Source organism: Nonomuraea sp. NPDC050786 (assembly GCF_040654115.1).
Taxonomy (GTDB): Bacteria; Actinomycetota; Actinomycetes; order Streptosporangiales; family Streptosporangiaceae; genus Nonomuraea.
The window spans coordinates 204,737-223,871 of the sequence record NZ_JBFAHJ010000009.1 but is presented as its reverse complement, the minus strand read 5'-3'; the positions used below and the strand labels follow the sequence as shown (position 1 = coordinate 223,871).

The window sequence follows — 19,135 nt, the reverse complement described above, 5'->3', positions numbered from 1 at the left end:
GCCAAGCGAGACACCACTGGAATACGCCGCGAAAGCCGCGGGCGGCGGCTGCCGACGCCGCCCGCGCGGAAGGGCTCGGATGAGAATCGTCCTGATCATCGTCGCCGCGCTCGTCGCCGTCCCCCTGCTCGTCGGGGGCGTGGAAGGCCTGGAGCGAACGGCCGGCGGCGAGGTGGCCGTCATTCGCGACGGCGGACCCCTCGACGACAACCAGGTACGCCAGGTGATCGACCCCGGTTCGGGCCTGACCTGGACCGGCATGTGGTCGTCCACCCACCGCTACCCGGCGCAGCAGCGCTTCTACACGATCACCGCCGACGCCAGGCGCGCCACGAGACTCGGCGTGGACGTGGTGACGGTGCCGAGCAGCGACGGCGTGAACCTCGGCATCGAAGGCACCCTCTACTTCACGCTCAACCTGGACCACACGGCGCTGAAGACGTTCGACGACAAGTACGGCACCCGTACCTTCCGCACCCAGGACGACCGCTCGCTCTACGCGTGGGACGGCGACGACGGCTGGTCGGCCTTCTTCGGCCAGGCTGTCCGGCCCGTGATCGACAACGCGCTGCGCGGCCAGATCGGCGCCATGCGCTGCGCGGAGCTGGTGCCGTCGTGCTCGCTGCTGGAGAGCTCCGCGCTCAAGCCGCAGGACAGCAACACCACCATCATCAAGGTGCAGGACGCGGTCAACGCCTCGCTGGCCCGCGACCTGCCGGCGACACTGGGCGGCGACTTCCTCACCGGGCTGCGCTTCACGCTGGTCAAGGTGACGCTGCCGGGCGAGGTGCAGCAGGCCGTGGACCGCTCGCTGGCCGCCTCGGCGGCCGTCTCCGAGGCCCAGGCGAAGGTCGCCCAGGCCAAGGCCGAGGCGGAGGCGAACCGCGCCAGGCAGGAGGGCTACGACAAGTGCCCCGCCTGCGCCGAGATCGAGAAGCTCAAGTCGCTGCCGCAGGGCATCACGGTGTACGCCCCGGGGAATCCGCAGTCGGTCGTGGTCCCGGCGCGGTAGACCACCTGCCCCTGAAAGCGGCCATCGAGATCAGGAACACGACCTGGCCGGCGAGCGCCACGGTCAGCCACGTCTGCCAGCCGCCGGCCTTGACCACGACGGGGGAGACCACCAGCAGGACCACGATCATGACGCGGACGACCATGCCCCAGATGCCCAGCGCGGAGCCCTGTAGGCGGGACTCGACGTCCTCGGCGTCCTCGGAGAAGTTGGCCATCCAGGGCACGTACGCGATGCCCATGAACAGGTAGAGCAGCGCGTACACGGCCGTGACCTGCGCCGCCGGCACTCCAGGGCCGACGATGGCGATGAAGTACGCCAGCGCCGCGACGGTCAGGACCGTGCCGGCGGCGGTGAACGGCTTGCGCAGCTGCAACCGGTCGGAGATCCGGCCGACGACCACCACGGCCAGGGCGTTGAGCACGATGCCCAGCGCCACGACGCGGTTGGCCGCGGCCGCGTCCATGCCGAACGCCGCCGTCAGGATGGTCTGGCCGAAGATGGCGAACGTCCAGTAGAGCACCTGCCAGCCGGTGTTGCCGAAGACGTGCGCCCACAGGTGCGGGCGCCTGAACAGCTCTCCCAGCCGTCCGTGCCGGATGTGCCCCTCGGCCCGCACGGCCTGCTCGGCCTGGAGCACCTGCGCCCGCAGCGCCGCCGACGGCTCGGCGATCTGCCAGATGACGACCCCGCACATCGCCAGTGACAGGACGCCCATGATGATCGCCTGCGACTGCCACGCGTTGCCGAACAGCGGCAGCGTGAACCCCGCGATGAACGAGGCCAGGAACGACGCCCCGACCGGCCCCCACGTCCAGAACGCGAACGCCTGCGCCCGCCCCATGCGCGGCGAGAAGTCCCGCACCAGCGACGCGGTGATCGTGATGCCCGCCCCCTCGATGAAGAGCATCAGGCAGCGGACCCAGAACAGCCCGGCCACGCTGTCCACGGTGGCGAGCAGGAAGTTGCAGGCGGCGGTGACGGTCAGCGTCGGCACCAGGATCGTCACCCGGCCCCACCGGTCGGACAGGATGCCGCCGAACCCGGCCGAGATCCCGCCGATCAGCACCGACAGCGCCGCGATCCGCCCGTACTCGGTGAGCGACATCTTCAGGTCGTCCATGAGCAGGGGCAGGATGGTGGCGACGGTGGTCTCGAAGTTGGCCACCAGGCTGGCCAGCACGGCTATGGCCAGCAGGAAGATCCGGCGGCCGCCGACCGGGTAGACGCTGAGCTCGCGGACATAGAACGGCTTCATTCCCCATCCTCCGCGTACGGTCCTCGGACTGTGTCGGGCGGGATGTCGCTCTAGAACGCGTTTCTAGTGGCTCCAAGCTTTCCGCTTTGTACGGATAAGTCAACGTTTTGAGTGATCACGATGTGATCTCGTTCACAGCCTCCGCGTTGTGACGGAATCGCCATCTATTCCCAGAACAACAGGCCCCGAATAGGCATAAACTGCGCGCCTGTGAGCCTGCCTGTACGTGAACGTTCCCCCCGGCCGGGCGGCGGCCGCCACCGCCGTCCCGTGCCCACGTCCCTGCCGCCGGACGCCCCTGTGCTCGTGCTCGCCACCCCGGGCGACACGGCCGGCGCGGCCGAGGAGATCGCGGCTGTCGTACGCGTCGACAACCCGCAGATCGAGGTCCGGCTGGCGAGCGTGACCGACCTGGCGGACTCCCTGCCCACCGGCCGCGACGCCGTCGTCGTGCCCCTGCTCACCTGGGACGACCCCGTCGTCCTGGCCGAGATCGGCAAGGCCGTGGCGGCCACCGGCACCGGCGCCGTCGTCACCGAGGCGCTCGGCCCGCACCCGCTGCTGGCCGAGGCCCTGCACATCAGGCTCGCCGAGCGCGGCCTGGCCAGGGTCGACCGCGTACGCCTGCTGAACGTCTCCAGCCCCGTCGACGCCGTCATCCTCGCCACGGTCGGCGGGGAGCGCGCGGTGCACGCCGTGCAGGCCACGGCGGTGCTGCTCGCCTCCAGGCTTACGCTGCCCGTGGTGTCGGCCTCCCTCGACAGCGAGCCGGGCGTCGGCGTGGCGGCCCAGCGGCTGCGCGCGGCGGGCGCCGAGCGGCTGGCCATCGCGCCCTGCATGATCGGACACGAGGCCCCCGCGGGCATCGTCGAGCAGGCCGCCGCGGCGATCAACGCCGGGCACGCCGAACCGCTCGGCTCCCACAGCGCCGTCGCCGAACTCGTCGCGCGGGCCTACGGTAGCCAGCTCGCCACCTGACAAGGCCCGGAGAGGTCCCCGTCGCCGTCGGGGCGCGCGGCGGGGGTGGTGTGCGACGGAGAGCGGGTCGGCCTGCGTGAGGTCACGGAGGCCGAGCCGCCCGCCCTCTTCAACCGTGCGCTCCGCCCTGAAAGACGCGTGGGGAGTGGCGCGGCCCGTGATTGTCGGTGGGACGCCCTACCATGAGGCACCTCACGGAGGGATGAGTCCAATGCTCGACGCGCTGATCGTGCCCCTGTTCGTCACCACGGACCTGCCGCCAGGCGCGGAGCTGGCCGAGTTCGGGGAGTTGCTCGCCGAGTCCGCGCGCGTGCTGGGCCGCGAGGGCGCCGGCTACGAGGCGTTCCTGGCGGGCAAGGTGTTCTGGCTCGACCGCCCCGTGCTGCCGGAGCAGCGCCCGGCGGCCGAGACGGAGCTGCGCTTCGCGGGGATGCTCGGCTATCTCGCCGCCTCCGGCCCCGGCCACACCTCGCACGACGTGCTCCGCGACGTGCGGCAGGCGTTCGGCGAGGCCGTGGCCGGCCGCTACGGCGACGTGGGGGTGGCCCCGGCCGTGTTCGCCATCCGCGACCAGGACGTACGCGAGCGCACCCCCGAGTCCGCCGTCTCCATCGACACCCGCGACGTCACACCCGAGCTGGTGACCGCGACCAGGTCGTACCTGTAGCGACGCGGGCTCCTCCCTCAGCGGCGGCGGGCGAACGTGGCTGATCTGTGACCAACCGCGCACATCACGTGGGTGTCTAACGGGTTGAGCGAAAGGATCCCAACCATGAGGCACCCCTCAGTGACCGCGGCGCTGCTGGCGTCGGCGGTCATCGGCGGGCTGGGGCTGACACCCGGCGCCGCCCACGCCCAGGCAGGGACCCCGGCGGCCCGAGCCGCCTGGATCAAGTCCTGCCACGACAAGAAGGACGACAGCGACTACCCCTGCGGCCACTGGAGGCTGGTCATGCGGGACGGCCGGCAGGTCGTCGTGCGTGACGCGGCCGCCGCCAAGGAAGGCGCCAAGGACGAGACGGCCGCGTTCGCGATCAGCGCCGACGGACGCGTGATGGCCTATCAACGCGCGCGCGACCACCGCCTGGTCGTCCAGCCGGTCGCCGGCGGCCCGGCCAAGCTGTTGCCGAAGTCGGCGGACGCCGTCAACCTCACCGTCATGCTGTCCCCCAAGGGCGACAGGGTGATGATCGACTACGGGAACGAGCCGCTGGTCCGGCCCATCAAGGTGATCACCGTCGCCACCGGCCAGAGCACGACCCTGCCGCTCGGGGACTCGATGCTCGGGTTCAGCGGTGACGGCGACGAGGTGCTGACCAGCCGCGACCTGAGCGACAACACCACGCGGCTGACCGCGTACCGGCTCGGCGGCGGCTCTATCAAGCGGACGCCGCCCCAGGTCGTCCACGGCGCGGACGCCCTGGCCCTGGCCCCCGACGGCCGGACGGTGGCCGCGTTCGTCGCGGGCAACGCCGACAGGAAGAAGCCGCCGAGGGTGCGGACGTACGACCTGGAGAGCGGCGAGCTGTCGGCGGGGGCCGACCTGCCGCTCAAGCCGGACACGGAGACGGAGACGGCCTGGTGGGGGCCGGACGGCCGGCTCCACGCGACCGTGCGGCGCGGCGACGACGGGGAGGCGGCGGTGGTACGGGTGCTCACCGTCGATCCTCAGTCCGGCAAGGCCACGCAGACCGACGCCTACACGATCAGCAAGACCAGGTTCGAGCACGTCGAAGCGGGGGAGTGAACGACATGAGAGTGAAGATCCTCACGGCACTCGTGGCCGCCGCCCTGACGGCGGTCCCCGGCGTCGCGTACGCCGAGCCGCACGCGCACGCTCATCAGGGGCACGACAGCATCAGGTACGCCTCCATCAAGAAGTGCACGTCCAAGGACGGGGACAGGCCGTGCGGCGACTGGCGGCTGGTCATGCACAGCGGCGAGAAGAGCGTCCTGCATGACGCCCAGGGGGTCGCGCTCGACGCGAAGGGCAAGTCGGTCCGCTACTCCCCGGCGCCCATCGCGGTCAGCGGCAACGGCCGGCGGATCGCGTACTTCACCAAGACCGGCAGGCTGGCCGTGCGGACGCTCGGCGGCGGCGTCACGGTGTTCGCCGCGAACGCGCTGCCCCGCGTGGCCCAGAACGACGTGACCCTGCTCCTGTCCGACGACGGCGGCCGGCTGGCCGCGATGATCGGCGGTGACAGGCCCGCGAGCACGCGCGTGTTCGACACGGCCACCGGCGCCCGGCTCGGCACCGTACCGGCGGACCGATCGGTGCTGGGCTTCAGCTTCGACGGGGACGAGCTGCTCACCAGCGTCGACGGCGACGAGTCCGTCACCGAGCTGGCGGTCTACAGCGACGCGGGCGAGGAGGCCGTACGGGTCGCGCCGCCGCAGGTCGTCGCCTCGAACGGACCGCAGGCGCTGTCCGCCGACGGCCGCACGGTCGCGAGCGTCGTGCAGGGGAGCAAGCCGCAGCTCGTCCTGTACGACCTGCGGACCGACCGGGTCACCAGCCGCAAGAAGATCAAGCTCCCGGACGCGGACGTCGACATGGTCGACTGGACCGGGGACACCCAGGTGACCCTCCACATGCTGTCCGGCGGCGACAGGATGACGATCGTCCAGATCGACACCGAGACGGGCGCGGTCAAGGTCAGGGACAAGTACACGACGCTGAAGGACACGTTCGTCTTCGCCGCGTGCGGCGGCTGACGTCCCTCTTCACCCGTACGGCGTGGCCGAGCGCCGAGCAGCCTCGGCCATGCCTGAGTCGAATACACGTTTGAACGATGGCATAGACTCGGCAGTATGAATGCCCCGTTCCAAGCATCTCTGCTCGGCCTGGACGAGGAGCTCGGGGTCGGGCCGCTCGGCGACACGGTCCGCCGGACGCACCTCGACCGCGGCGCCTGGATCGACCTGCGGCTGGGCTGGCTCTCGGGGGCGGACACGCTGTTCGAGCGGCTGGTCGAGACGGTGCCGTGGCGGGCCGAGCGGCGGCACATGTACGACCGCGTGGTGGACGTGCCGCGGCTGCTGAAGTTCTACGACGAGGACGAGACCCTGCCCGACCCGGTGCTCGACGACTGCAGGCACGCGCTCAACGAGCATTACGAGGAGGAGCTGGGGGAGCCGTTCCGGACGGCCGGGCTCTGCTTCTACCGCGACGGCCGCGACAGCGTGGCCTGGCACGGCGACACGATCGGGAGGGGCAGCAGCGAGGACACCATGGTGGCGATCGTCTCGGTCGGCGATCCCCGCCCGCTCCTGCTCCGCCCGCGCGGCGGCGGGCCGTCCATCCGGCACGATCTGGGGCATGGGGATCTGATCGTGATGGGCGGGAGCTGCCAGCGCACGTGGGAGCACGCGATCCCGAAGACCGCCCGGCCCACGGGGCCGCGCATCAGCATCCAGTTCCGGCCCCGCGGGGTCCGCTGACGCTCCCCACACCACCGGCGCGAGGTGCGCGTCCGGCAGTGCGGGGAGCGCGGCTCCGGTTACCTCAGGGTCAGGCGGGCGACGCGGCCCCCTTCGCCCGAGGCCCAGCACGCCAGGTCAGACGTGCATGACACCGTGTCGAAGGAGCCGCTGTCGAACGTCTCCCAGGTGCGCCCGCCCGACCACGTGACGTCGCTGCCCGAAGGCCCCACCGCGATGGCCGCCGAGGGCAGGTGCGGAAGCCAGGCCACCCCCGACCGGTACGCGGGAGGCGGCGTGGTGGCGGGCCGCCAGGTGGCGCCCCCGTCGGCGGTCACCGCGCCCGCGCTGGGGGAGGGCTGGTCGGGGCGGTAGTCGCCGCCGACCGCGAGGCCGTGGTGGCGGTCGCGGAAGGCCAGGCCGAAGACGCCGCGCGCCGCGTCACCCGCGGGGATCGGCGTGTCGGCCACCGTCCAGGTGCGCCCGCGGTCGCCCGAGTGGTACACCCGCGACCGCTCCGCCCCGCCACTGGCCAGCCAGGCGTCCCGGCCGCCCGCCGTGACCAGGCACTGGCCGCTCGCCGCGAAGCCCGCCTCGCCCGGCAGCGCCTCCGGCATCCCGTCGGCGGGCAGCACCTGCCAGCTCCGCCCGCCGTCCTCCGTCGCCAGGATGCGGAACCTGCCGTCCACGGGGTCGCTCATGGCCAGCCCGTGCCGCCGGTCGAAGAAGGCCAGGCAGTCGTAGAACGCCTTCGGCTCGTCGTTCCTGAACGCCTCCGCCCAGGTGCGCCCGCCGTCCTCCGTCCGGTAGACGCGCGAGTCCGTACCCTCGCCGATGGACAGTGCCACGGCCCGGCGCGCGTCGAAGGCCTCGATGTCGCGGAACTGGAGCGCGGCGGTGCCGGGCGGCGAGACGTTCTCCCAGCTGCGCCCGCCGTCCACGGTCCGCAGCACGGTGCCGCCCGAACCGGAGGCCCACGCCACGTCGCGGCTGACGGGCGACAGGCCGCGCAGGCGCGCGGTCACCCCGGTCTCCTTGAGCTCCCAGGCGAGCCTGGGCGTCCCGGCCTGGGCGGGGAGCGCGGCGGCGAGGACGACGGCCGCCGCTGACAACGCGCCTAACGCGAATCGAAGCTTCATGTCGGGCAAACTAGCCCAGACGGTCCATGGCTGGGAAGATCAGGCGGCCGCGCGGGCCGCGCCCCACGACAGCAGGGCGTCGGCCGTGTCGAAGCGGCGGCTGGAGTCGGACTCGCCGAGCAGCACGCCGACCAGCGTGCGGCCGTCCCGCTCGCCCGCGAACGCCAGCGTGTACCCCGCCGCACGCGTGAACCCGGTCTTCACCCCGATCGCCCCCGGCGTCCCGAGCAGCCGGTTGGTGTTGCGCCAGCCGTACGAGCCGTGCTCGCCGTCGGCGTCCAGCGAGTGGTACCGGGTACCGACCACCTGCTTGATCAGCGGCACCTGGAGCGCCTTGGCCGCCAGCACGGTCTGGTCGTGGGCCGTGGAGTAGCCGTCGCCGTCCGGCGTGGGCAGGCCGTCGGCGTTGACGTACTCGGTGTCCTTCATGCCGAGCTCGCGGGCCGTCGCGTTCATCTTGGCGACGAAGCCCTTGACGCCGGGTCCGTACGTGCGGGCCAGCGCGTGGGCGGCGTCCGCGCCCGAGGGGAGCATCAGGCCGTACAGGAGCTCGCTGACGGGGATGCGGTCGCCGGGCCGCAGGTCGGCGGTGGTGCCGCCGCCGTCCTCCGCGTACTGGACGTCCTCCCGCTTGATCTGCACCACGTCCGTGGGCTTGGCGGTCTTCATCACGAGGTACGCGGTCATGGTCTTGGTGACGCTGGCGATCGGCAGCCGCTCGCCGGCGTTCTTGCTGAACAGTTCCTTGCCGGACGAGGCGTCCATCAGGTAGGCGGCGTTGGCGTACACCGCGGGGGCCTGCTGCCGGACGGTGGCCACGGCAGGGGCGGCGGAGACCTGGGCATACGCGGGCGCGGCGAGGCCCGTGGCGAGGGCGAGCGCGCCTCCCACGGCGGCCAGGCGGGCATTCCGGATACGCATCCCCCCAGGCTGCCGTGCCCTTTAGCATGCTTTAGTCGAAATGATGGGAATTTTGCGAAAGGGCATACGGAAACGCCGACACAGCCGGAGGAATCGATAGGTAAATCTTTTTCCGACTACGTCAGTGAGCGCTCCAGAAGTTGTCGGCCACTCTTTCACCCGCCAGCAGCTCCGAGAACAAATCCTCCCACAATGGCATCACCAATTCCGGCGCGTACGCACGCGACGCTCTGACCGCCGCCTTCCCCATCCGCACCCGCAGCTCCCGGTCGCCGATGACCCGGCTCAGCGCCGCGGCCAGCGCGTCCACGTCGCGCGGCGGCACGAGCACGCCGTCCACCCCGTCCGTCAGCACGTCGCGCGGCCCGGTCGGGCAGTCGTACGCGACCACCGGCAGCGCGTGCGTCATGGCCTCGATCATGACCATCGGCAGGCCCTCGAAACGCGAGCTCAGAGCGTACACCGAGGCCTGCGCGAGCTCCTTGTCCAGCCGCTCGGTACGGCCGGGCAGCTCCACGTGCCCGCCCAGCCCGTGCCGCGCGACGAGCCCCTCCAGCTGGCTCCTGCGCGGCCCGGTGCCGAAGACGCGCAGCCGCCAGTCCGGATGGTCCCGCACCACCTGCGCGAAGGCCTGGATGAGCAGGTCGAACCCCTTCTGCGGCACCAGCCGGCCGGCCGCGATCACAACGGGATTGACCTGCTGGGAACGTTCCTGGTCGACCCGGTGGACCGCGTTCGGGATCTGCACGATGGGTGTCTTGGGCAGCAGGCGCTGGTACTCGAGCCGGTTGGTGCGCGTCAGCACGGTGATCGCGTCGAACCGCCCGTAGTGGCGGGCGATCTCCCTGCGGATGCTGTCGGGGTACGCCGACAGGTTCATGTGCTCCTGGGCGACCTTGACGACGTTGCCGGGGGCGCGGCGGGCGGCGATCAGGTTCAGCGCGGGCCTGGTGGTCACCAGGATGCCGTCGCGCAGCCGGGAGACGTACTCCATGGCCGCCCACTCCACCCGCTCGGTGAAGTAGTCGGCTGCGAACTCGCCACGTGGCACGATCTTGCCGCGTACCCGGCGCCAGGCCCGGCGTCCGATCGAGTCCGGCCGGGTGCCGCCGCGCTGGTCGACCAGGGCGGCGATCCTGATCCGCGGGTCGAGCGTGAACTGAGGAGTGTCGCGCCGCCGGACCAGGCTGACCAGCTCGACGTCGTGGCCGGCGGCGGCCATCGCGTTGGCCTGGTTGACGACGGTGCGGATGGTGCCGCCCATGCCGTAGGCGTGGAGCATCAGATAGCGGATCTTCACGCGACGTACCCCCAGGTCCGGCAGATGGGTTTCAGCACATCCGGGATCTGGTCCTCGGAGGGGAGCTCGCGCGGGGGCTGGACGGTGCCGGACCGGATCTTCTCGCGCCAGTCCCCGAGCCCCTTCTCCAGGACCGGCTGCTCGCCGTACGAGAGCATGCGCGGCTCCCACTCCAGCCCCAGGAAGGCGCAGATCTCGCGGGTCACCCGCTCCGGCTCCGCGCTCAGCTCCTCGTACCTGACGGTCAGCCCGGGCAGCGCCGACCTGGCCCGCTGGACGGCCTTCATGTAGCGGAGCGCGTCCAGCGCGGCCGCCTCCGGGGTGCGCCTGTCCGGACTGGCCTCGTGCCACGACGCGGCGATCGAGGCGGGGTGGCGCAGCAGGAAGAGGAAGCGCGCGTCGGGCCAGCAGGTGGCGATGCGCTGGTGGGCGAACGCGTTGGCGGGCGTCTTGTCCACGACGAACCGCTTGCCGCTGCGTACCAGCTCTCTGTGCAGGACGCGGTCCCAGAGCAGGTGCTCGAGGTCGGCCTGGTTGTGCCCGAGCGCGGCCATCGCCTTCGAAGCCAGTTTCGTGTCGAACTGTACGCGGAGGCGGCGTATGTGGAGCTCGTGCGGGGCGTGCAGGGCGGAGTGGGCGTTCAGTATCGCGCGAAGGAGTGTCGAACCGGACCGGACGGGCGACAGGAGGAACACAGGGGCTTCGAGCAGCCGGTCGGTTAGCGGATCCGCGGGCGGTCTGATCTCGGGGGCGGGCGGGGAAGAGGGAGCCTTCCCCACCCGTTCGATCTGGAATCCGGTGAACCTGACCAACGCTCTGTTCATGGTGCGCTGCCAGTTCATGCCGAGGCAGACTACCGACAATTCCTGGTAATTCCCTGGCAATGGTAAAGCGCACGCAATGCCCGGAAATTACGGGGTGAATCTGGTTACTGCCCGGCGAGGCCCGTATGCGCGACGCCGCGGACGATCTGCCGCTGGAAGAGCACGAAGATCACCAGCAGTGGCAGCCCGGCGAGCACCACGGAGGCCATGATCTGCGCGTACCGCAGCCCGAACGTCCCCTGCACCACGTTGGCCAGACCGACCGGCAGCGTCATGGTGTTCGGGTCGGTGGAGACGAGGAACGGCCAGAGGAAGTTGTTCCAGCTCCCGATGAACGTGTAGATCGACACCGCGGCCAGCACGGGACGCGACAGCGGCAGCACGATCGTGAAGAACACCCGCCAGCGCCCGGCCCCGTCCACGAACGCCGCCTGCTCCAGCTCGGGCGGCACGTCCTGGAAGAATTTGTACAGGATGTACACGATCAGCGGCGCGGCCACCTGCGGCAGGATGATCGACCACCAGGTGTCGACCAGCCCGAGCGCCACCATCTCCGCGAACAGCGGCGCCATCAGCACCTGCGGCGGCACCATGATCCCGGCCAGGATCAGCGCCAGCAGCCCCCGCTGCCCCTTGAACTGCGTGCGCGCGAACCCGTAGGCCGCCATCGCCGAGAACAGCACGGTCAGGAACGTGACGATCAGCGAGGTGACCGTGGAGTTGATCGCCCACTTGACGATGCCGCCGGTGCCCAGGACCAGCCGGTAGGAGTCCAAGGTGAGCTCGCTGCCGAACCACTGGAGCGGGATCTTCGTGGTCTCGGACTCGGGCTTGAGCGAGGTGGCGACGGCCCAGGCGATGGGGGCCAGCCAGATGACCGCGAGCGCCAGCGCCACCACCATCAGGACGAGCTGGCCGGGGCTGAACCGCTTGGTCATGACGAGACCTCCGCGCGCTTGCGGAACAGCCGGAGCTGCACCAGGGAGACGATGACGATGAGGACGAACAGGATGTACGACACCGCCGACGCGTAGCCGGTGCGGTACCCCGTGAAGCCCATGTCGTAGGCGTACTCGATGATCGATCTGGTGGAGTTCTGGGGGCCGCCGGCCGTCATGAGATAGATCTGGTCGAACACCTTGAGCGAGGCCAGCAGCTGCAGCACCACGATGAGCGCGGTCGTGCGGCCGAGCAGCGGCAGGGTGATGGAGCGCAGCCGGTGCCAGGCCGAGGCGCCGTCGATGGCGGCGGCCTCGTACAGGTGCTGGGGGATCGACTGAAGGGCGGCCAGGTAGAGCAGGAAGTTGAAGCCGACCGTCCACCAGACCGTGGTCAGTACCACGGAGAGCATGGCCGTGGACGTGTCGGTCAGCCAGGGGATGTCCGTGCCCAGCGTGCCGTTGATCAGGCCGTAGCCGGGCGGGTAGATCATCTGCAGCCAGAGGATCGCCACCACCGCGGACGGCAGCAGGAACGGCCCGAAGAACGACAGGCGCCACAGCCACTGCACGAACCGCAGGTTGTGCGCCAGCAGCGCGAACACCAGGCCCAGGAAGACCAGCGGGACCGTGCTCAGCACGGTGAAGACCACGGTGTTCCAGAGCGAGTGCCACATGAGCGGGTCGCTGAACGCCTCGGCGTAGTTGGCGAAACCGACGAAGTGGTTGTTGGTGCCCGCGACGTTGACGCTCGACAGGCTCATCCGCAGGCCCAGCAGCACCGGCCAGACCAGGAAGGCCACGTAGATCAGCAGGAAGGGCGCGACGAACAGCATCCCGTGCTGCGTCCAGCCGCGCCGGACCTTGGCCTCGGTGACGGGGGCGGCGGCCGTGGGGGCGGCGACGGTGGTCGTCATCATCGCTCCTGGTCAGGGAAGGGGTTCGGGGCGGACAGGAGCCGGTTCAGCGCGGCCTTGGCGGCGGCCAGGCCCTCCTCCGGGGTGTGCTGGCCGCTGATCACGGGGGAGAACGCCTGACCGAACTCGATCCACAGCCGCGAGGCCGAGCCGGCGAACCACACCTGGGGATCGAGCGCGACCTCGGTGATGACGGAGCGGTACTCGGACTGGGGCTCGAGCTTGAGATATTCGGGCTTTTCGAGCGCCGGAAGGTAGGCGGGCACGTGACCGGCGACCGCCCAGTCGGCGCTGTTCTTGACGAGGTAGGCGATGAACCGGTACGTGGCCCGCTCCACCTCGGGATCGCGGTTGCGCTGGTGCGGCAGCACGAACGAGTGGCAGTCGGCCTGTGCCGCGCCCGTGCCGAAGACGTTGGGGAAGCGGGTCATGCTGAACGGGGTCCCCCGCTCCTTGAGCCCCGTGGTCTCCCAGTCGCCGTTCCACAGGAACGCCGCCTGGCCGTTGGTGAAGTTGGCCACGGACGCGCCGTAGTCGGTGCGCCAGTCCAGCAGGCCGTCCTTGCCGAGCCGCTGCATGAACCGGAGCGCTTCGAGGGCCTTGGCGTCGTCGATGCCGATCTTCGTGTTATCGGCGGAGAGCAGGGCTCCGCCGCTCTGGGCGTAGAGGGTCCACCACACCCGCCAGGGGCCGACCGTGCCCAGGCCGAGCGCGTCGAAGGCGAGCGGCGGCTTGCCCCCCATGGTGTCCTTGGCCCTGCGCAGCGCGGCCATCAGCTCGTCGACGCCCTTGGTGGGCTTGAGCTTGCCGTCGGGGCCGAGCAGGCCCGCCTTGCCGCAGATCTCGGTGTTGTAGTACAGCACCATCGGGTGAGCGTCGAACGGGATCGCGTACAGCACCCCGTCGATGTGGGCGCGCTCCCAGATCGGCGGGCTGAAGTCGGCGGCCGTCAGGCCGCTCTCCTCCAGCAGCTTGACGTTGATCGGGTCGAGCGTCGCGCCGGCGCCGATCCCGGCCAGCCGGGCCAGATGGAAGGTGGCCAGGTCGGGGGAGCGGCCGCCGGCGCCGGCCATCGCGATCTTCGTGTAGAACGGCTCGCCCCACGCGAGCACGTTCTCCTCGACGAAGATCTCGGGATTGTCCTTGGCGAACGCCTGGACCATCTTGTTCATGATGATGCCGTCGCTCGCGCCGAGGAAGTGCCAGTACTTGACGCGGGTCTGGGACGAGCCGAGCCCCATCGGGATGGCGCATCCCGCGGCGGCGGCGCCGGCGAGCGCGAGGGTGCCGCCGAGGAGGAGCCTGCGGGAGATGTCGGGGGGATCTTGCACGGTGGCCTCTTCCTACGAGCCGTCGCTGGGCTGGTTTTCAGGGGGCCGAAAGCTGGTGTTACGTCGGGGTTACCCGAGTGTTAGCGGTAACAAGTTCCCTGTCAAGACCCCTCGGTTGCTGGGGCGACCTGGCGGTTCGCCCTTGACCGGCCTCCGTGTTATCGCTAACAATTCGGATCACGTAACGCCCGCGAAACCCAGGAGACCCCTCCGTGCACCAGGCCAAGCTCACGCTCGATCCCGCGTTCAAGGTCGCCCCGGTGAGCCGGCGCACCTTCGGCACGTTCGTCGAACACCTCGGGCGCTGCGTCTACACCGGCATCTACGAGCCGGGCCACCCCACGGCCGACGGCGACGGCTTCCGCGGCGACGTGCTGGAGCTGACGAGGGAACTGGGCGTGTCCACGGTCCGCTACCCGGGCGGCAACTTCGTCTCCGGCTACCGGTGGGAGGACGGCATCGGCCCTCGGGAGAGCCGCCCCCGCCGCCTGGACCTGGCCTGGCACAGCACCGAGACGAACGAGGTCGGCGTGGACGAGTTCGTCCGCTGGTGCCGCAAGGCCGGCGTCGAGCCGATGATGGCGATCAACCTCGGCACCCGCGGCATCGAGGCCGCCCTCGACCTGCTGGAATACTGCAACCACCCGTCCGGCACCGCGCTGTCCGACCTGCGCGCCGCCAACGGCTCCAAGGAGCCGCACGGGATCAGGATGTGGTGCCTGGGCAACGAGATGGACGGCCCCTGGCAGACCGGGCACAAGACCGCCCGCGAGTACGGCAGGCTCGCCGCCGAGACCGCCCGCGCCATGCGCATGGTGGACTCCTCGCTGGAGCTGGTCGCCTGCGGCAGCTCCAGCTCGTCGATGCCGACCTTCGGCGCGTGGGAGGCCGAGGTGCTGGAGGAGACGTACGACCTGGTCGACTACATCTCCTGCCACGCCTACTACGAGGAGAAGGACGGCGACCTCGGCAGCTTCCTGGCCAGCTCGACCAACATGGAGTACTTCATCCGCTCGGTCGTGGCCACCGCCGACCACGTCGGGGCCCGGCTGAAGTCGCGTAAGCGCATCGACATCTCCTTCGACGAGTGGAACGTCTGGTACCTGTCGCGCTTCCAGAACGCCGCACCGCCCGCGGACTGGCCGGTCGCGCCGCCGCTGCTGGAGGACCACTACCACCTGGCCGACGCCGTCGCCTTCGGCGGGCTGCTGATCACGCTGCTGCGCAACAGCGACCGGGTGACCTCCGCGTCGCTGGCGCAGCTGGTGAACGTGATCGCGCCCATCATGACGGAGCCCGGCGGGCGGGCCTGGCGGCAGAGCACGTTCCACCCGTTCGCGCAGGCGTCCCGGCTCGCGGCCGGCGACGTGCTGCGGGTGGAGCCGGTCTCGCCGTCGTACGAGACGGCCGAGTACGGCGAGGTGCCGCTGCTGCACGCGGTGGCCACGCACTCGGAGGAGGGGACGACGCTGTTCGCCGTCAACCGCTCGACCGACGGGCCGCTCTCCCTGGAGATCGACACCCGCGCGCTCGGCGGCGCGCGTATCGTCGAGGCGACGACCCTGACGCACCCCGACGTGTACGCCCGGAACACGGCCGACGCCCCGGACCGGGTCGCGCCCCGGCCCAACGCGGACGTGGAGCAGGACCCGGCCCGCGTGCTCCTGCCCCCGGTCTCGTGGAACGTGATCCGACTGGGCTGAAAACTGTCAGCCAGGGGTGGGGCCGGTGCTCTCCCGCACCACCAGCGATGTCAGCCAGGAGAGGGGCCGGTGCTCTCCCGCACCACGAGCTCGGGCTCGACCAGCCGCCGCCGGTCGGGCTCGGTGCCCGCCATCCGGTCGAGCAGCAGGTGGAAGGCGTGCCGGCCGACCTCGCCGAAGTTCTGCCGTACGGTCGTCAGCGGCGGCCAGTAGTAGGCGGACTCGGGGATGTCGTCGAACCCGGCCACGCTCACGTCCTCGGGCACGCGCCGGCCGGCCTCGCGCAGGGCGCGCAGCACGCCGAGCGCCATCTGGTCGTTGGCCACGAACACGGCGGTGACCTCGGGCTCCTGGGCCAGCCGCTGCCCGAGCTGGTAGCCGGAGCGCGAGCTCCAGTCGCCACGCAGCACCTCGGGCACCGGCCGGTCCGCGGACTCCAGCACGTGACGCCACCCCTCGATGCGGCCGTTGGAGTCGAGCCAGTCGACCGGCCCCGCCACGTGCCACACGGTCCGGTGGCCGAGGCTGAGCAGGTGCCTGGTCACCCGCACGGCCCCGGCCCGCTGGTCCACCTTGGCCACGGGCACGGGGATGTCGTCACCGGCGTCGACCGCGACCACGGGCATCTCGGGCGGCAGGTGCCGCAGCCCGTCGGCGGCCGACTCGTGCGGCGCCACGATGATCACCCCGTCGACGGCCTGGGCGCGCAGCCGCTCCACGCCCTCCTCCATCGACCTGCGGTTGAGCGAGGGCAGGCTGGCGATGCTCACGTTGAACCCGGCGTTCCTGGCGGCCTGCTCGATGCAGTAGAGGGTGGAGGCGGGGCCGTACAGGGTGGTGTCGATGCTGACGACGCCCAGCACCCCGGACCGCCCGGTGACGAGCTGCCGCGCGGCCTGGTTGGGCCGGTAGTCGAGCTCGGCCACGGCGGCCAGCACCCGGGCCCTGGTCTCGGCCTTCACCCGGTCGGGCGCGTTGAGCACGCGCGAGACGGTCATGGCGGAGACGCCGGCGAGCACGGCGACGTCCATGAGCACCGCGGGCCTGCCGTCCCTGGATCTCACCGAGGCTCACCCCCCCACCGATAACGCTAACAGCCGAAGGCGTCGAACGCGCGGATCAACAACGGGGCTCGGGCGCTCCAATGATCCTCTAGAGATCGACGGAATCGCCCGCCGGGATGCGGCTGTAGTCGGTCTCCTCCTCAAGCCACGCGTCGAAGTACTCCAGACCGACCTTGCTGAGCTGGATGTCGTGGATCGGGAACGCGCGGGCCGGCCGGACGCCCCGGACGAAGGTGATGGCCTCGCCGATCTTCACCCAGGGGCCGGCCGCTGGGACCAGCAGGGTGTCGACCTCGTCGGTGGGGACGAAAAGGGAGTCTCCCGGGTGGTAGAGCCCGTCCACGATGAATCCGAGGTTCGGGCAGCCGCTCTACACGCCGCTGATCAACACTCCGCCCGGCCGGGCCCTTACGGAGCTGACCAACCTGACCAACCGCCACGCCATGGTCCGCGCCCGCGACATCGACGATCCCAAGCGCGAGACCAGCCTCCACGGCGCCAGCCTCTACACCGAACTCGTCATCATTGATGAGTCCGAACGGCTCACCACCCGCGCCCTTGAGCAGGTCCGCGACTTCTACGACCGCAGCAGCCTCGGGCTGATCCTCATCGGCATGCCCGGCATAGTTCTCTACCCGGTTCGGGTCTGTTGCAATTTGATTTCATAGTCGTCTTGGAGACCATCAGGGCACGGGATCGCAGTCCCAGGGCTCGGAGGAGATACCTAGTGCCGCGTCAGGCAACGTTTGCGACGTTCGTCGTTGACCCTGAGCCGACGGTAGGTGACGTGGCACCGTGCATCCAAGTCGAGCGTTATGGGCGCCGTCCCGTTGCGAACCTGAACGCCCTGAGCGCCGAATGGGTCGCGCGCTCGGTCTGCGGTCTGGTTCGCATCACGACGGCGTTAAAGTGCGCCTCACGACGGTGTTGAGTAGGTGGGATCGGGCGCCGATGAGAAATGGCGCCGACAGTCGTCTAAGTACGGTGCGGTGAAAACGCGCTGCGCGCATCAAGGGAGAGCAACGAGATGAGACCACTTCGATACTCGATCAACGTCACGCTCGACGGCTGCTGCCATCACGAGGCAGGGCTCCCCCCGGACGAGGAGTCGATGCGCTACTGGACCGCTGAGATGGAGCGAGCCGATGCCCTGCTATTCGGCCGGGTGACCTACGAGATGATGGAGTCGGCGTGGCGGAAGCCGCCCACGGACACGTGGCCTGACTGGATGGATGAGTGGCAGATCCCGTTCGCCGAGACCATCGACCGGGCGAAGAAGTACGTCGTGTCGAGCACGCTGAGCGGGGTCGATTGGAATGCCGAGCTGGTGCGAGGCGACTTGGGGCAAGCGGTTCAGCGGCTCAAGCAGGAGTCAGGCGACGGCCTGTGGGTGGGTGGTGTGACGCTCCCCCTGGCGTTGGCAGATCTGGGACTGATCGACGAGTACGAGTTCCTTGTGCAGCCGGTCCTTGCCGGACACGGGCCGACGTTGCTCGCCGGTCTGCGCGAGCGCATCCAGCTTGAGCCCGTGAACCGCCGTGAGTTCCGGTCGGGGGCGGTCGCCCTGCGATACCGGCCCACGCGAGTTACGGCTTGACGTGATTTATCCTGGCACGTTGGCCGCTCCCTCGCGACGGAACGACGGCTCAGGGTCGCGTTGGCCGCGCTGGCCGTGCCCCCGAACGCGCGGACATATCGACGGGGGACATCGCCCCGAGGTGCCGGTAGCGGACAGGGCAAACATTGCCTGACGTGGCACTAGGCCTGTTTCAGGGCCTGGGGTCACTTGGCGATGAGCTTGTCGACGTCGGGGGCGTAGACGGTCATCCAGTGCGGGCGCAGTCGGTAGAAGACCACATCGTTGTCCCAGTCGAAGGCGGTGCTGCCGTAGAAGTCTTTGAAGTAGGCCAGCAGGTCTGGCCAGTCCGCGGCAGACTCACCGTCTTGGGGATTGAGGATCTCCACCGTGCCATGCGTAAACACACCCAAGTCCTCTCCGCGCATGTGCGCGACGCTGGCGGCCGGCCGGGCGGCGAGATGGCGGGCCTTGGCGGCGCTACGCGCCGTGCCGAAGTGCCACTTGCCGCGCAGGAAATGCCCGTCCACGCCGCTGATCCGCGGCTCGCCCTTTGCCGTCACAGTTGACAGGGCGAGGGTGCACATGCCAGTGAGGACCTGGGTGAGCTGCTCCGCGGTCAGGGTGCGTTCGGTGATGATCGACTGGAGGTGTGAGGTGGAGCGGGAGAGGGAGGAGTCGAGGAGGCCTTGGAGCTCTTTGAGATCTTCTGGCGTTTCGCGCATTGAGGTCCTTATCTATCCGCATCTAT

General features: G+C 70.2%; 20 protein-coding genes. 9 read left to right on the top strand and 11 right to left on the bottom strand.

Annotation, left to right across the window (positions count from 1 at the left end):
- Positions 1-79 precede the first annotated feature (79 nt).
- A complete protein-coding gene (locus AB0H84_RS19800; RefSeq protein ID WP_357605658.1) occupies positions 80-1,012 on the top strand; it encodes an SPFH domain-containing protein in 933 nt (310 codons plus the stop codon).
- Here the strand turns inward: AB0H84_RS19800 and AB0H84_RS19795 are convergent.
- The gene (locus AB0H84_RS19795) at positions 960-2,270 is read right to left on the bottom strand and encodes an MFS transporter (protein ID WP_357605655.1); all 1,311 of its coding nucleotides are present in this window, start codon (positions 2,268-2,270) and stop codon (positions 960-962) included. The genes AB0H84_RS19800 and AB0H84_RS19795 overlap by 53 nt on opposite strands.
- Positions 2,271-2,480: 210 nt before the next feature.
- Here AB0H84_RS19795 and AB0H84_RS19790 point away from each other — a divergent pair, with 210 nt between their 5' ends.
- The 5 genes from AB0H84_RS19790 (at position 2,481) to AB0H84_RS19770 (ending at position 6,692) form a co-directional block, all read left to right on the top strand.
- The gene (locus AB0H84_RS19790) at positions 2,481-3,248 is read left to right on the top strand and encodes a hypothetical protein (RefSeq protein ID WP_357605652.1); all 768 of its coding nucleotides are present in this window, start codon (positions 2,481-2,483) and stop codon (positions 3,246-3,248) included.
- A 211-nt stretch (positions 3,249-3,459) separates the two neighbouring features.
- Positions 3,460-3,915, top strand: a complete 456-nt coding sequence (locus AB0H84_RS19785) for a hypothetical protein (RefSeq protein WP_357605650.1) — start codon at positions 3,460-3,462, stop codon at positions 3,913-3,915.
- Between the two features lie 105 nt (positions 3,916-4,020).
- Positions 4,021-4,995, top strand: coding sequence for a hypothetical protein (locus AB0H84_RS19780; protein WP_357605647.1), 975 nt, complete (start codon positions 4,021-4,023; stop codon positions 4,993-4,995).
- Positions 4,996-5,000: 5 nt separating this feature from the next.
- Positions 5,001-5,966: a hypothetical protein gene (locus AB0H84_RS19775; protein ID WP_357605644.1), complete on the top strand. Its 966-nt coding sequence runs from the start codon at positions 5,001-5,003 to the stop codon at positions 5,964-5,966.
- Between the two features lie 96 nt (positions 5,967-6,062).
- Positions 6,063-6,692, top strand: coding sequence for an alpha-ketoglutarate-dependent dioxygenase AlkB (locus AB0H84_RS19770; RefSeq protein WP_357605641.1), 630 nt, complete (start codon positions 6,063-6,065; stop codon positions 6,690-6,692).
- A 59-nt stretch (positions 6,693-6,751) separates the two neighbouring features.
- On the opposite strand, the gene AB0H84_RS19765 is transcribed toward AB0H84_RS19770, so the two are convergent.
- The 7 genes from AB0H84_RS19765 to AB0H84_RS19735 form a co-directional block, all read right to left on the bottom strand.
- Positions 6,752-7,810, bottom strand: coding sequence for an oxidoreductase (locus AB0H84_RS19765; protein ID WP_357605638.1), 1,059 nt, complete (start codon positions 7,808-7,810; stop codon positions 6,752-6,754).
- A gap of 39 nt (positions 7,811-7,849) precedes the next feature.
- On the bottom strand, positions 7,850-8,731 hold the full coding sequence (locus AB0H84_RS19760; RefSeq protein WP_357605635.1) for a D-alanyl-D-alanine carboxypeptidase family protein: 882 nt from the start codon (positions 8,729-8,731) through the stop codon (positions 7,850-7,852).
- Between the two features lie 121 nt (positions 8,732-8,852).
- The gene (locus tag AB0H84_RS19755) at positions 8,853-10,031 is read right to left on the bottom strand and encodes a glycosyltransferase family 4 protein (protein ID WP_357605632.1); all 1,179 of its coding nucleotides are present in this window, start codon (positions 10,029-10,031) and stop codon (positions 8,853-8,855) included.
- Positions 10,028-10,873 carry a sulfotransferase gene (locus AB0H84_RS19750; protein WP_357605629.1) on the bottom strand — a complete coding sequence of 282 codons (846 nt, stop codon included), beginning with the start codon at positions 10,871-10,873 and terminating at the stop codon, positions 10,028-10,030. Before AB0H84_RS19750 ends, AB0H84_RS19755 begins: the two co-directional genes overlap by 4 nt.
- 86 nt (positions 10,874-10,959) lie before the next feature.
- The gene (locus AB0H84_RS19745; RefSeq protein WP_357605626.1) at positions 10,960-11,793 is read right to left on the bottom strand and encodes a carbohydrate ABC transporter permease; all 834 of its coding nucleotides are present in this window, start codon (positions 11,791-11,793) and stop codon (positions 10,960-10,962) included.
- Entirely contained in the window at positions 11,790-12,710 is a 921-nt protein-coding gene (locus tag AB0H84_RS19740) for a sugar ABC transporter permease (RefSeq protein WP_357605623.1), read from the bottom strand. The genes AB0H84_RS19745 and AB0H84_RS19740 overlap by 4 nt, the downstream gene beginning before the upstream one ends.
- Positions 12,710-14,041 carry an extracellular solute-binding protein gene (locus AB0H84_RS19735; RefSeq protein ID WP_357605620.1) on the bottom strand — a complete coding sequence of 444 codons (1,332 nt, stop codon included), beginning with the start codon at positions 14,039-14,041 and terminating at the stop codon, positions 12,710-12,712. Before AB0H84_RS19735 ends, AB0H84_RS19740 begins: the two co-directional genes overlap by 1 nt.
- A 212-nt stretch (positions 14,042-14,253) precedes the next feature.
- Here AB0H84_RS19735 and AB0H84_RS19730 point away from each other — a divergent pair, with 212 nt between their 5' ends.
- On the top strand, positions 14,254-15,744 hold the full coding sequence (locus tag AB0H84_RS19730) for an alpha-N-arabinofuranosidase (protein WP_357605617.1): 1,491 nt from the start codon (positions 14,254-14,256) through the stop codon (positions 15,742-15,744).
- Positions 15,745-15,794: 50 nt separating this feature from the next.
- Here AB0H84_RS19730 and AB0H84_RS19725 read toward each other — a convergent pair whose 3' ends face one another.
- Both AB0H84_RS19725 and AB0H84_RS19720 read right to left on the bottom strand, forming a co-directional pair.
- Entirely contained in the window at positions 15,795-16,808 is a 1,014-nt protein-coding gene (locus AB0H84_RS19725) for a LacI family DNA-binding transcriptional regulator (protein WP_357605614.1), read from the bottom strand.
- 88 nt (positions 16,809-16,896) lie between these two features.
- Positions 16,897-17,151, bottom strand: a complete 255-nt coding sequence (locus tag AB0H84_RS19720; RefSeq protein ID WP_357605611.1) for a hypothetical protein — start codon at positions 17,149-17,151, stop codon at positions 16,897-16,899.
- 1 nt (position 17,152) lies between these two features.
- On the opposite strand from AB0H84_RS19720, the gene AB0H84_RS19715 reads away from it, so the two are divergent.
- Both AB0H84_RS19715 and AB0H84_RS19710 read left to right on the top strand, forming a co-directional pair.
- Positions 17,153-17,476, top strand: a complete 324-nt coding sequence (locus AB0H84_RS19715; RefSeq protein WP_357605608.1) for an AAA family ATPase — start codon at positions 17,153-17,155, stop codon at positions 17,474-17,476.
- A gap of 359 nt (positions 17,477-17,835) precedes the next feature.
- Positions 17,836-18,405, top strand: coding sequence for a dihydrofolate reductase family protein (locus AB0H84_RS19710; protein ID WP_357605605.1), 570 nt, complete (start codon positions 17,836-17,838; stop codon positions 18,403-18,405).
- A 185-nt stretch (positions 18,406-18,590) separates the two neighbouring features.
- Here the strand turns inward: AB0H84_RS19710 and AB0H84_RS19705 are convergent, their stop codons facing one another.
- On the bottom strand, positions 18,591-19,109 hold the full coding sequence (locus tag AB0H84_RS19705) for a pyridoxamine 5'-phosphate oxidase family protein (RefSeq protein ID WP_357605602.1): 519 nt from the start codon (positions 19,107-19,109) through the stop codon (positions 18,591-18,593).
- Positions 19,110-19,135 lie beyond the last annotated feature (26 nt).